The sequence below is a fragment of the Mesobacillus sp. MER 48 genome (assembly GCF_023714225.1).
In the GTDB taxonomy this organism is placed as follows: Bacteria; Bacillota; Bacilli; order Bacillales; family Cytobacillaceae; genus Mesobacillus; species Mesobacillus oceanisediminis_A.
Genome location: NZ_JAMAUR010000003.1, coordinates 77,845 through 90,463, shown reverse-complemented (window position 1 = coordinate 90,463; position 12,619 = coordinate 77,845). Strand labels below are relative to the sequence as shown.

The following is a 12,619-nucleotide window of genomic DNA, read 5'->3' as shown; positions in this document are numbered from 1 at the left end:
TTTTCCCTAAAAAAAAGCTTTATTTAAAGATATAATCTAAATAGAAGTGAGGGGATATCCATGAATGAAATGGAGCGTTATTCTAGACAAATTTTATTCAAGCAAATTGGCCGTGACGGACAGAAGAAACTGCTGACTAGTTCTGCAGTCATCGTCGGCATGGGGGCGCTGGGGACAGTGATCTCGAATCATCTGGTTCGCTCGGGTGTGGGGCATGTGCGCTTCATCGACCGTGACCTGGTCGAGCTGTCCAATCTCCAGCGCCAGACTCTCTATGATGAAGAAGATGCCCGCGAGAACCTGCCAAAGGTGATTGCTGCTGAAAAAAAACTGAGGAAAATCAATTCCGAAGTGAGATTGGAACCGATCATTGCCGACCTGACGCTGGATAACACGGAGGACCTGCTTGCTGGTTTTGATGTGATCGTCGATGGGACCGATAATTTCATGGCACGGTATCTCATCAACGATGTCGCTGTGAAACATGGAATTCCATGGGTCTACGGCGGGGCGGTGAGCTCAAGGGGCATGTTCGCTGTCATAAAACCAGGTGAGACTCCGTGCTATCGCTGTCTTTTCCCGTCCGTCCCCGCAGGACTTGGGGATACTTGTGACAGCATCGGTGTGCTATCACCAATCACGGATATCATCGGTTCGTTCGAAGCGGTCGAAGCTTTGAAGCTGCTTGTCGGAGCGGAGTCGAATCCCAATCTTGAACAGATGGATATCTGGTATAACTCGTTTTTGCAAATGGATGTCAGCCAGGGGCGCAACCCGGAATGCCCGGCATGTGTCCATCATCATTATGAATTTCTCGATCGCTCATCAGAGCAGCAGATTAACTATGCATCACTTTGCGGACGCAACACAATCCAAATCAATCCTCGACAAAAGGCAAAATTAGACCTTGAAAAACTGGCAGGCCGTTTGAAAAATAATGGCGAAGTAAAAGGCAACCCATTCCTGTTACGTTTTATGCCTGATGAGGAAATCACCATGGTCATCTTCCAGGATGGACGTGTACTTGTCCACGGAACGAATGATCTGGTAAAAGCTAGAACCTATTATGCGAGATACATGGGGTCCTAATTTGAAAACTACATAGGATTACAGCAAGATAAATTTAACGATAAAGGGGAGAGGGATTTGGCAGGCTATATTGATGAGCTGAAAAGAGTGATCGGAGAAGAATGTGTAAGTGTGAATGAAACGATTTTGGAGCTTCATGGCCGCGATGAGTCGTACCATGAACCGCGCCTGCCTGATGTCGTCGTTTTTCCGAGGGATAAAACAGATGTCAGCAAGGTCCTGAAATTTGCGGACGAAAGAAGGATTCCGGTCGTGCCATTCGGTTTGGGAACCAGTCTTGAAGGCCATGTCATTCCGGTGAATGGAGGGATCTCCCTCGACATGTCGCAGATGAATGCGATCCTCGAAGTGAAGGAAAATGACTTTCTGGTTAAAGTCCAGCCCGGCGTGACCAGGTCCGTATTGAATAAAGAACTGAAGAAATACGGCTTGTTCTTCACTGTCGATCCAGGTGCAGACGCGACACTTGGCGGGATGGCGGCAACGAATGCGAGCGGCACGACTTCTGTCAGGTATGGCATCATGAGGGACCAGGTCCGGGATCTGGAAGTAGTACTCGCCAATGGTGATATCATCCATACCGGCAGTCTGTCTGCCAAGTCTTCTTCAGGAATCCATCTGAACGGCATGTTTGTTGGCTCGGAAGGAACGCTTGGGGTCATAACAGAGCTCACGTTGAAAGTGTACGGAATTCCGGAGGCGATTACTGCAGCAAGGGCGGTTTTTCCTTCTGTAAGAAAAGCTGTCGATGCCGTAGTCGGCATTCTGGCAGGCGGCATTCCTGTCGCCCGGATTGAGTTTGTCGATGGGGAATCTGTCAAAAAAGTAAATGAATACATGGAAACTCAGTACGAAGAAGACACAACGTTATTCATGGAGTTCCACGGCAACGAAGCAGGGCTCGCTCAGGATGTCGAGTTCGCCACGGAAATATTGAAGGACCACGGCTGTTCGAACTTCCAATTCGAGGCTGATTCCAAAGCGCGAAACCAGCTGTGGGAAGCAAGGCATAATCTGCTTTACGCCTACAAACACACCGCCGGAAACAAAAGCATCATGCTGACAGATGTCAGTGTCCCGGTCTCAGAATTGACCGGAGCGATTCTCCACACCCGGGAATTAATTGACGCTTCATTGATTGAAGGCTCGATTGTCGGCCATGTCGGTGACGGCAATTATCATGTTTTGCTGCTGCTTGATAAAGAAAATCCTGAAAAAGTAACCGAAGCTGAACGGATCAATGAAGAAATTGTCCACTATGCGCTGAACCGCGGCGGAACCTGCACCGGCGAGCACGGAGTAGGATTGGGAAAAGCAAAATACCAGCGCCTCGAGCACGGAGCTGCCTATGAAGTGATGAAAACCATTAAAAAAAGCCTTGATCCGAATGGGATACTGAACCCTGGGAAGATTTTTATAGATTAACGAAAAAGAAAGCGGCCATTATGCCGCTTTCTTTTCATTATTGGGGGATAAGATAAGCAAAAAATATGAGACAATCTCTACGGTTTGCACATTAATCTCTACGGTAAAAGGGGTAATCTCTACAATTTACCCCATAATCTCTACGAAAAGTTTAATAATCTCTACGATTTACCCCATAATCTCTACAATTTCCAAAAAGTAGGAACCACGCCTTAATAAAACAGTCTGACAAGCAAGTACCCAAACCCCGAAAGCAGCACAGACCCGGCAAGTCCGGCTGTCAATGCCTTTCCGCCCATTTGGCGGAATGATTTGAAATCAACATTCAATCCTAATCCGGCCATTGCCATCCCGATCAGCAGATAGGCGAAGCTGACGATTGCCGAAGCGGCGCCTTCGCTGACCAGTCCTGTCGTATTGAAGGCACTGACGGCGAGGAAACCAAGGATGAACCAGGGAATCGGAAGGGAGGCGAACGTCATTTTCTCTCCCGTTGCTCCGGTTTCCTTCCGTTTAATCAGGATGCCGATTAAAATGGCGACAGGGACAAGCAGTGCTACTCTCGTCAATTTTACGATGATGGCGAGGTCAAGCGCTGCCTGTCCAGCCGGATCGGCAGCTGCGACGACGTGGGCGATCTCATGCAAGGTGCCTCCGGCGAAAACGCCATAGTCCAGTGCATTCAACCCAAGATAAGAAAAAATCAACGTATAAAGGATAGTAAATATCGTTCCGAGCACCGCAACATTTGCTGCACCGACGGCTGTTTCTTTTTCATTCGCCTTGATGACTGGTGCGATGGCGACGACTGCTGCAGCTCCGCATATCGCCGTGCCACAGGCAGTCAGGATGCCGAGTCGCTTTTCAACCTTGAAAAGCCTGCTCAGACCATAAACCACCAGCAAGGCAAACGTCAGATTCGCAAATGCGATGAAAAAGACAGTCGCCCCTGCATTGTATATATCATAAAGATTCAGCCTGAAACCCAGCAAAATAATACCGAGCCGAAGGAGCTTTTTGCTGGAATAAGAGGCACCCTCCAACAAACCGTTATCCACTCCAACGGCAGCACGCCACATCATTCCGAGCATGATGGCGATGACAAGCTGGCCCATGATCGCGAAGAAGGGCAGTCCTGCGATCAGGCGCGCAGCCAGTGCCAGTACCAACGTTAAAGCAATCCCTTTGAACACCGGCACGCTAAAACGAGGCAAAAGTTCATTCATTTTCATCATTACACTTCCTCTGAATCAATCTATCTACCACTTTATCGAATAAAAGAAAAATAGCAAAACCCATGTATGTATTCAATCCCGAATTGTCAATATTCACAAAACGGATATATGTGGGCTAAGTTTTGCACCTGGATGGTGATTATAATGAAAGTAACTATACGACCTCCAAAAGCAGGTGAGAAAAAATGGAGAGAAGCATGTCGGAGGGAAGATTCCTAATCTATACCATTGCTGCGGTGATGTTCTTTATGCTGATTCATCTTTATCACTCCGATCTTTCACCCTACTTGAATCCTGAAAACTATATTGCCATCCATACTATTTTGGAATTTTTCAGTATTGCAGTTTCCTTTTCGATTTTTTCATATGGCTGGAAATTGTTCGGTTTCACTAAGTCAAGAAAGATCCTGATGCTTTCGTTTTTGTTCTTCATTGTCGGTGTACTCGATTTATTACACACGGTGACGTTCAAAGGCATGCCGTTTTTTATAACCGAAAGCTCGATCGCAAAGGCGACATGGTTTTGGGTTGCCGCCAGGGTGGCCGAGTCGTTGTTGATAGTCCTTGTTCTCATTCTGCCGGAACGCCAGCTGAAGATGGATTCAAGGCGAATCTGCCTTGCTTTATGTACCATTGTTCTCGGTACCATTATGTATATGATTTTCAGGTATGAACAAAGTCTGCCTCTTCTCGTCATTGAAGGAGAAGGAACGACGCTTTTAAAAAATGTCATCGAATATGGTGTCGGTTTCCTGCACTTTATTTCCATCGTGATTTCGCTTTATTTTTATCATGAAGGCAAGGATGGCCAGCATCTGTATGTGGCTCTCGCATTTACGTTTTTATTCCTGTCGGAGCTTGTTTTTACCATCTATCAGAGCGTCTACGACATCGATAATTTCACCGGCCATTTATACAAGGCAGCAGGCTACTTTTTCATCATGAGAGGCTTCTACTTCTCGACCATTGCCGATGACAGCTTTTTTACAGGTCCCCGGGAAAAGGTTTGGTCTCAGCCTGAAGAAATGATCCAGAGTCACTACGGAATCATCTTCAGGCTGACGAAGCAGGGAAATGACTTCATCCATAAGATTGTCGGCGGTGGATTGCTGGAGGATCTCGGCTTCACCCCGAATGAAATCAACGGCAAGACGCTGAAGGAGTTTTTGCCCGAAAAAGCGGGAAGAGTTGAGAAGTATTATGAATGTGTCTGGAAAAATAATGAGAAAATCGTCTTTGATATCGAAATAGGCGGGAACACCTATGCCATTTCGCTTATGCCTGTTTTGAACAACGGGGAAGTTGTCGAGATTGCCGGGGCAGTGATGGGAATCGTGAAGCATTCACGGTTGGACCGCTGTTCAAGGAGTACAAAGGCAAGTGCCTTGTGAGATTAAAGAAAACCTGCACCCGTGCAGGTTTTTTTCTTTGTTGTTTAGGAAATTATAAAAGTATTTTTGTGTGGATAACTACATATGGGAGTCTTAATCCAGCTCCAGCGCCTAGCCCCTCGAGACGCTTCGGTCCTGCCAATGAAGTCAAAGAACGACTTCACTGTCAGGCCCTCCAGCGCTTGTCGGGGCTGAGCAAGGCGCTTGCGCTTTTTGTTCTTGTTAACCAGTCCTTAATGGAATTTTAGGGAACTCAGCGAATAAGCTATTAGTATCAGCCCTGTCCGATGTACAGGGTGACCAACTCAAGAGGGGAGCATACTTTTTCAGTAGTCAAGAGGATGTAAATAGTCTTTTTACAGGATGTTTTTAGCGGGAGGAAATGTTAATTTGGTTATGTGTTTACAAATATCAACAATATTTCTGGAAAAATGTAAACACTTACAATTTTTAAGGAAGAGGTGTTGACAGTGCTGGGATTTTTACAAAGAATCGGGAAGGCTTTGATGCTTCCAATCGCTGTTTTGCCTGCAGCGGCTTTATTGCTGCGTCTTGGGCAGCCGGACTTATTCAATATTCCTTTTATATCTGCAGCAGGTGACGCGATTTTTGCGAATCTTGCGCTGCTATTCGCAATTGGTGTGGCTGTTGGTATTGCGAAGGACGGGAATGGCGCTGCGGGTCTTGCTGGTGCAATTGGCTATTTCGTTTTGACTAAAGGTGCAGGTGCGATTAATGAAGATATCAATATGGCGGTGCTTGGAGGTATTTTATCCGGCGTGATCGCAGGATTGCTTTATAACCGATATCACGATATCAAGCTGCCAGACTATCTTGGTTTTTTCGGGGGCAGACGCTTCGTCCCCATCATTACTTCTCTGGTGATGATTATTTTAGCAGGAATCTTTGGTTATGTATGGCCGCCGATCCAGGCTGGCATCAACAATATCGGTGAGTGGATCGTTGGAGCCGGCGCACTAGGTGTCGGGGTATTCGGTTTCCTAAACCGCTTATTGATCCCATTGGGTCTTCACCATGTTCTGAACGCACTTGTATGGTTTGAATTTGGTGAATTCACGAATGCTGCAGGAGAAATAGTAAAAGGTGACCTGAACCGTTTCTTCGCAGGTGACCCTAAGGCTGGAATCTTCATGAACGGCTTCTTCCCAGTGATGATGTTCGGTCTTCCAGCTGCTGCGTTCGCGATGATTGCGGCGGCGAAAAAAGAGCGGAAGAAAGCTGTAACAGGCGCTCTGGCCGGAGTTGCATTCACTTCATTCCTGACAGGGATCACTGAACCGATCGAATTTTTGTTCATGTTCCTTTCTCCTTTATTATATGGAATCCACGCTGTCATGACCGGCCTCGCTATGTCGATCACCTACATGCTGGATATCCACCATGGTTTTGGATTCTCAGCAGGTGCGATTGATTATGTCCTGAACTATGGAATTGCTCAAAAGCCACTATTGCTGCTGGGTGTCGGTCTCGTATACGGTGTGCTATATTTCGTGCTTTTCTACTTTTTGATCATCAAGCTTGACCTGAAGACACCAGGACGTGAGGACGAAGTCGAGGGAGAGTTTACAGATAGCGGTGCTTCACAAGGCAATTATGCTGAGCTTGCAGATCATTATCTTGCTGCATTGGGAGGCAAAAACAATCTTAGGGAACTCGATAATTGCGTCACACGCCTCCGTTTAAAAGTCGATGATATGTCACAAGTGAATGAAGCAGACCTGAAACGGCTTGGCGCAAAAGGGGTATTGAAACTCAACAAAACAGACTTGCAGGTTATTGTTGGTACAGATGTCGAGTACCTGGCAAATGAAATGAAACGAAAATAAGGAGGCGGCAGTCCACCGCGGTTTACTGTGTCTTCTCTTTTATTGCCGTCCACCGGAAGCGCCTATTCCATATGTATTCCCTAATTTTGTAAGCTCGTTTCAGCATTTATCCGGGTAAAAACAAACACGGCCGCTGATACTAACTTAAGGAGGGATTCAACATGGATAAGGATAAACTTGTGGACATTGATCCAAACGCAAAGCCTGGGAATCAACGTGAGATGGAAGAACATTTAAAGACGACGGAGGCGAATCAGAAGCTTCAGGATGCTTTTTATGACGAAAACAAAAGCGACGGAGTTGACCCCGCAAACCTTAATAACCAATCAGCCATACTAACGGAAATGGACTAAAGCCGGCAGACGAGTGCCGGCTTTTGCCTTGGTTTTATTGATGGCGGTCCGTTTTATCGTTCTGGTCTTTGTTGCGTTTGTTGCCTTTGCTGTTATCCCCGCTGGCCAACTCGCCGGAAAACTCAGCCATCTGGTTGCCGAGCCTCGGTGAATTCTGGTTTTTGCTGCCTTTATTGTTCTTTTTGGTCATTTTAAGCCCCCCTAGTAGTAAGTTCAGTTTAGTTTTCCCGGAAAGCAGGGAGCAATATGTACTGTTTTCTTAGTATGAAAAAAAGAAGCAGCTGTCTGACAGCTGCCCCTTCTGCTTACTCTTTGATCGCTTGTTCGATTTCTTTTTCGCTCACATTCGTTACTTGAGCGGTTTCCTTCAATTCCTGAATCAGCTCATTTGCTTCCTCATAAAGCGTGTCATCGGTGAATTCCTCGGAAAAGTACAAGGAATCTTCCAGCACGGCCTTTACCCGCAGCCTTGTACCGGACTCCGTGTCCTCGTCGCCAAGTGTGACTGCAGAGCGGGAGGTCTCATGCTGGCTGAGCAAAATTTTCTTTGGATTTTGATCTTCTTTTACAGCTTCAACAATTTCCGCCAACGAATGAACTCGTTTCAATGACATCACCCCTCTATTATGTATTCCATATTTGATGATTTTAAAACCAGTCAAAGAATAATTTCGAAAATTGTCCCTTTGCCGGGCTCGCTTTTAAGTCTGATTTTGCCGCCATGCGCCTCCACAAGCTCCTTTACGATGGCTAGCCCGAGGCCAGAGCCGCCAAGGGATGATGACCGCGACTTGTCGACGCGGTAAAAACGGTCGAAAACCCATGCCTGGTCCTCTTTAGGGATGCCTTTCCCTTCATCTTCAATCGTAAGATGTGTGCGGCCGCTCTTTTTAAATGCATGAATTGTAGTTGTTGTGCCTGCAGCAGAATACTTCCGGGCATTATCCAGCAGGTTGATGACGATCTGCTCAAAACGGACTGGATCGGCCTCGATATAGCTTTCCTCGTCACAGATTAAGTTAAGCATGATATTTTTCTCCTGGAAAGAGGGAAGCATCTTCATCTGGATGCTATGCAAAAATCCGCAAAGCTCCAAAGGCTCTTTTTGGATGGGAAAAGTATTCTCATCCATTTTGGCTAGATCGAATAAACTCTTGACGAGATCGGACAGCCTGGCTGCTTCTTCATTGATAATTTGCAGGTATTTGCTTTTGTCCTCTGGACTCGTTGATTCCCTTCCAGCAATGTCTGCATAACCTTTTATATAAGTCAGCGGTGTCCTTAGTTCATGCGAAATGCTTGCGAGAAACTCACTGCGCTGCTGCTTGATATGGTTGAGGTCATCCGCCAGCACTTTGATCGATTCCCCCAGTTCTCCCAGCTCATCGTTCCCAAGGCGGGGCAAAGCGACAGAATAGTCGCCCTGGCGGATCTTCAAGGTTGCCTCATTCATTTTGATCACTGGCTTTGTAATGAATCTGGAAAGGAAAAGTGTGATGACTACCATTGAAGAAAGCAGCAGGATTCCCGCAAGCCAGAAATGCCTGTTAAGCCTGGCGATCAGCCCCTGGACACGCTGCGTGTTCTTGAACATATAGACGTTTCCATTTGCCTCTAAAGGGCTGACCGAAGCAATGTACTTCTTGTCCTGCCAGTCATCCTCAAGGATCAAGCCGGTTCGCGGAACGTCCGGTGCTGCGGTAATAATATTTTGTATGTATTGGTCAACCGGAATGGAGGAAGCAACCACTTCACCATTCTGGCCGGTGATGACAACATGAGTTTCCGTCCTGGATTCCATCGTTGTAATGTGGTGAATCGTTTCCGCAGTATAGGAAGTTTCCAGAATATCTCGATGGTTATTCCCGCGTGTCAGCAGGGAATCCAGTTCTTCATCAATTCGTGAATGGATGATTGATGAGTGAAGAAAGTAAAACAGGAAGCCCTCAACCATCAATATTGTTATGAAAAATACAATGCCTATTTTAAGTGAAATGCGATCCATAATTGCTCACTCCAAAGGATATCTTTACGTTCATCATACTAAAAAAGAAGAGTGATAATAAGTGTTTGATAAATGGAATAAACTGGTTTATTTATTTCGATAATGGGTAATTTATCCAAGTGTACAAAAAGGAGGAGGGAAAACATGGAGAAAGATTTTTATTTTTCCAAGCTGAGGATAGTGGTCCTGTTCTTTTTTATCAGTCTCGTGACCATCGGATTTAGTTGGGGATTCCTCAGCATGATGTCAGAACCAGAGGGAAATGGGGGAGGACTTGTATTGTTTGGGGCAATCATCCTGATTCTTGGATGGAGTCTGGTCTTTCTCGGAAAAACTTTTTTCCAAAAAGAGGCCAATGTAACAATCAGTGACCGCGGTCTCACATTAAGAGGGAAGGCAGGACCTGGCTTCATTCCCTGGGAAGACATTGAGGGGATTCTGCCATATGAGGTACATAATAATGCGACACTGGGCATTATCCTTAAGGATGAGGAATACTACCTGAATGCAATGCCAAAGGGAGGTCAGCGTCTCGCCAGGCTGAATGTCAAAACAGGATTTCCGGCTTTCAATATAGGCCTGAGCAATATTAAAGACAAGCAGGGGCTCATCGATTTCCTGCTTGAAATGAAAGTCCCCTTCTTCATTGAAGCGGACGAGAATGAGCTTGTTGACCAGGAAAAGGAAACGAATATGCAGTAGCAAAAAAGCGGAGGAGCAGGGCTCTCCGCTTTCCTTGAATTTATATCCTTCCTCTATTTGAAAAAACAGCATGGCATCTTACAGCCATGCTGTTAAGCAACTAATTGAGAAGGCTTTTCCAATCATTTATAAAAGTGGAAGCAGATGCGTTGGGGGATGACAACACTTCCTCTGTGGGACCAGTCTGTTTCAGCTCACCATCCATCAGGATCGCAAGCGTTCCAGCAAGGTATTTCAGTTCCATAAGATCGTGGCTGACAAAAACTGTTGTCGTTTTCGTCTGCCCGATGATCGACTTAATATCCTTCAATAACTGCACCTTCGTGGGGAAGTCAAGTGCAGAGAAGGGTTCATCGAGGAACAGGACTTCCGGCTCAAGCACCATTGCCCGGGCAAGGTTGACACGCTGGGCCTCGCCGCCGGACAGGTATGCTGCGTGTTTTTTGGCAAGATGGCTAATCTGGAATTTTTCCAGCCAGTAGGCAACCTTTTGTTTTACTTCCTGGCGGGGAAGATTCCTTAGCTTCAAGCCAATCGCAACATTTTGAAAAACGGTTGTATCAAGAAGCAGCGGCTGTTGCATCGCGACAGCGAATTTTCTTCGCATCTTAAGAGAGAGATCGTCAGAGATATCCTGACCTTTGAAAAAAATCGAGCCCTGAGCTGGTTTTTCCAGCAGGGACAAAGCTTTTATAAAAGTGCTTTTTCCAGCACCATTCGGACCCATGATCCCTAGGATTTCTCCGTCTTGTATCTCAAAGTGGGGGATGGACAGCAGGTTTTTCTTCCCGGCTCTCACTTCTAAATTTTTTACAGTAATCAGTGGGGTCATAGGCTCCGCTTCCTTTGCTGTAAGTAAGTCAGGCTAAATGTGATAATGAACGCCAATGTCATCAGGATGAATGAAAGTGCCAGGGCGATATCGAAATTGCCTTTCGATACTTCCATGACAATCGAAGTCGTGAGGATCCGGGTCTCGCCGCTGAGATTGCCGCCGACCATCATTGCGGCGCCGACCTCGGCAATGACTCGTCCAAATCCGGCTATGATGGCGGCAAGAATCGCAAGCTTTACTTCTTTCATCAAAATCCAATATAGCTGGAACTTCGTCGCTCCAAGCGCTTTGACCTGAAGGATCAGTTTAGGATTGATTTGCTGGAATGCCGTGCTTGTAAGCGCTGTGACAATCGGCAGTGAAACGAGAATCTGTGCCATGATGATCGCGGTTGGCGTGTACAGCCAGGCCAGATCGCCAAGCGGACCAGAGCGCCACAGGAAAAGAGTGATCCATAGACCAGCGACGACAGGAGGGAGGCCCATGCCGATATTGATGATGGCAAGGAGCAGCTTCCTTCCCGGAAATCGGGCAAGCCCAAGGAACATTCCCGCTGGAATACCGATCATTGTGCTGATCAGCACAGCTGTAATCGATACCCTCAGCGTCAGCAGGGTAATCTCGAGGATTTCCCGGTCTCCTGACAGGATCATTTCTATCGCTTTTTTCAATCCTTCTAATAAAAGTTCCATGCGCAATCAGACTTTCTTTTGAATTTGTACTTGCAAAATTTCTGAGAATTGAAGTATTACACTTCAAGAATTGTCCATCTCCAGCGCCTTAGCCCTGGAGATGCTTCGTACCTGCCAATGAAGCCAAAGAACGGCTTCATTTCTTGTCGGGATAATCAAGACTGTTCCGATTTTCTTATTCAAAAAGGAAGAATAATGGCTCGCCGTACTCATCGGTGCCAAATTCCTTGATAATCTTCTTTGTCTCTTCTGAGGTCATATAGTCGACAAATGCTTTCGCACCTTCTGCATTTACTTTATCATGTTTTTCCTCGTTAACTTGCATAACGTGATAAATATTCAGCAGGCTTTCGTCACCTTCAACCAAAATTCCGGTGTCAGGCATGTTCTTTTTCTGAGCCAGGAATGTAGCACGGTCTGTCAAAGTATAAGCTTGTTTTTCGGAAGCGATCTGCAGTGTTGCACCCATCCCTTGTCCAGCTTCGATATATGCATCACCAAGGCTTTTCGGATCAAGAGAAGATTTCTTCCAAAGCTCGAGCTCTTTTTTATGAGTGCCGGAATCATCACCACGAGACACGAATGAAGCTTTTGTATCAATGATTTTTTTCAATGTTTCAGGTACTGTTAAGCCTATTACTTTTGCTGGGTCTTCAGCTGGTCCAACAATGATGAAGTCATTGTACATGACCTTCTGTCGGTTGATGGCATCGCCGCTTTTTACGATTTCTTCCTCCGCTGCAGGTGCGTGCACAAGAAGGACGTCCGCTTCACCGCGTGTTCCCATTTCAAGAGCCTGTCCGGTACCAACGGCAATGATTTTCAGATTATAATTGTTTTTTTCTTCAAAATCAGGCTTCAGAACATCAAGAAGGCCGCTATCCTGAGTACTGGTAGTTGTCGCTAGGATCAAATCCGTTTTTTCTGTTTTTTCCGTTTTTGTCTCTTGCTGATTTTCAGCTTCCTTTGTCGAGGAGTCAGAACAGCCTGTAACAAAAGCGAACATAAGTACAAGCAATAGTGAAATTAAATGTTTGAATTTCAT

At 46.1% G+C, this 12,619-nt stretch carries 13 protein-coding genes; 6 read left to right on the top strand and 7 right to left on the bottom strand.

All coding sequences use genetic code 11. The features are described from left to right. The first annotated feature begins 60 nt into the window (after nucleotides 1–60). Nucleotides 61–1,089, top strand: a complete 1,029-nt coding sequence (locus tag M3593_RS11935; RefSeq protein WP_251542919.1) for a ThiF family adenylyltransferase — start codon at nucleotides 61–63, stop codon at nucleotides 1,087–1,089. Nucleotides 1,090–1,146: 57 nt separating this feature from the next. After that, nucleotides 1,147–2,514 carry an FAD-binding oxidoreductase gene (locus M3593_RS11930; RefSeq protein ID WP_251542918.1) on the top strand — a complete coding sequence of 456 codons (1,368 nt, stop codon included), beginning with the start codon at nucleotides 1,147–1,149 and terminating at the stop codon, nucleotides 2,512–2,514. A gap of 212 nt (nucleotides 2,515–2,726) precedes the next feature. On the opposite strand, the gene M3593_RS11925 is transcribed toward M3593_RS11930, so the two are convergent. Beyond that, nucleotides 2,727–3,749 (bottom strand): YeiH family protein, encoded by a 1,023-nt coding sequence (locus tag M3593_RS11925; RefSeq protein ID WP_144478420.1) that lies wholly within the window; start codon nucleotides 3,747–3,749, stop codon nucleotides 2,727–2,729. A gap of 185 nt (nucleotides 3,750–3,934) precedes the next feature. Here M3593_RS11925 and M3593_RS11920 point away from each other — a divergent pair, with 185 nt between their 5' ends. The 3 genes from M3593_RS11920 (at nucleotide 3,935) to M3593_RS11910 (ending at nucleotide 7,340) form a co-directional block, all read left to right on the top strand. After that, nucleotides 3,935–5,140 carry a membrane-associated sensor domain-containing protein gene (locus M3593_RS11920; RefSeq protein WP_251542916.1) on the top strand — a complete coding sequence of 402 codons (1,206 nt, stop codon included), beginning with the start codon at nucleotides 3,935–3,937 and terminating at the stop codon, nucleotides 5,138–5,140. A 470-nt stretch (nucleotides 5,141–5,610) separates the two neighbouring features. Continuing rightward, nucleotides 5,611–6,987 carry an N-acetylglucosamine-specific PTS transporter subunit IIBC gene (gene nagE, locus M3593_RS11915; RefSeq protein ID WP_144478424.1) on the top strand — a complete coding sequence of 459 codons (1,377 nt, stop codon included), beginning with the start codon at nucleotides 5,611–5,613 and terminating at the stop codon, nucleotides 6,985–6,987. Between the two features lie 161 nt (nucleotides 6,988–7,148). Next, nucleotides 7,149–7,340 (top strand): hypothetical protein, encoded by a 192-nt coding sequence (locus tag M3593_RS11910; RefSeq protein ID WP_144478426.1) that lies wholly within the window; start codon nucleotides 7,149–7,151, stop codon nucleotides 7,338–7,340. A 34-nt stretch (nucleotides 7,341–7,374) separates the two neighbouring features. Here M3593_RS11910 and M3593_RS11905 read toward each other — a convergent pair whose 3' ends face one another. The 3 genes from M3593_RS11905 to M3593_RS11895 form a co-directional block, all read right to left on the bottom strand. Next, on the bottom strand, nucleotides 7,375–7,530 hold the full coding sequence (locus M3593_RS11905) for a hypothetical protein (RefSeq protein ID WP_186326801.1): 156 nt from the start codon (nucleotides 7,528–7,530) through the stop codon (nucleotides 7,375–7,377). A 115-nt stretch (nucleotides 7,531–7,645) separates the two neighbouring features. Then, complete coding sequence (locus M3593_RS11900) at nucleotides 7,646–7,948, bottom strand: hypothetical protein (RefSeq protein ID WP_144478428.1); 303 nt, start codon at nucleotides 7,946–7,948, stop codon at nucleotides 7,646–7,648. Nucleotides 7,949–7,998: 50 nt separating this feature from the next. Then, entirely contained in the window at nucleotides 7,999–9,345 is a 1,347-nt protein-coding gene (locus tag M3593_RS11895) for a sensor histidine kinase (protein ID WP_251542914.1), read from the bottom strand. A gap of 144 nt (nucleotides 9,346–9,489) precedes the next feature. On the opposite strand from M3593_RS11895, the gene M3593_RS11890 reads away from it, so the two are divergent. Beyond that, the gene (locus tag M3593_RS11890) at nucleotides 9,490–10,047 is read left to right on the top strand and encodes a PH domain-containing protein (protein WP_251542912.1); all 558 of its coding nucleotides are present in this window, start codon (nucleotides 9,490–9,492) and stop codon (nucleotides 10,045–10,047) included. Nucleotides 10,048–10,147: 100 nt separating this feature from the next. Here M3593_RS11890 and M3593_RS11885 read toward each other — a convergent pair whose 3' ends face one another. The 3 genes from M3593_RS11885 to M3593_RS11875 form a co-directional block, all read right to left on the bottom strand. Beyond that, a complete protein-coding gene (locus M3593_RS11885; RefSeq protein WP_144478434.1) occupies nucleotides 10,148–10,879 on the bottom strand; it encodes an ABC transporter ATP-binding protein in 732 nt (243 codons plus the stop codon). Beyond that, nucleotides 10,876–11,574, bottom strand: a complete 699-nt coding sequence (locus tag M3593_RS11880) for an ABC transporter permease (protein WP_144478436.1) — start codon at nucleotides 11,572–11,574, stop codon at nucleotides 10,876–10,878. The genes M3593_RS11885 and M3593_RS11880 overlap by 4 nt, the downstream gene beginning before the upstream one ends. 175 nt (nucleotides 11,575–11,749) lie before the next feature. Then, the gene (locus tag M3593_RS11875; RefSeq protein WP_251542910.1) at nucleotides 11,750–12,619 is read right to left on the bottom strand and encodes an ABC transporter substrate-binding protein; all 870 of its coding nucleotides are present in this window, start codon (nucleotides 12,617–12,619) and stop codon (nucleotides 11,750–11,752) included.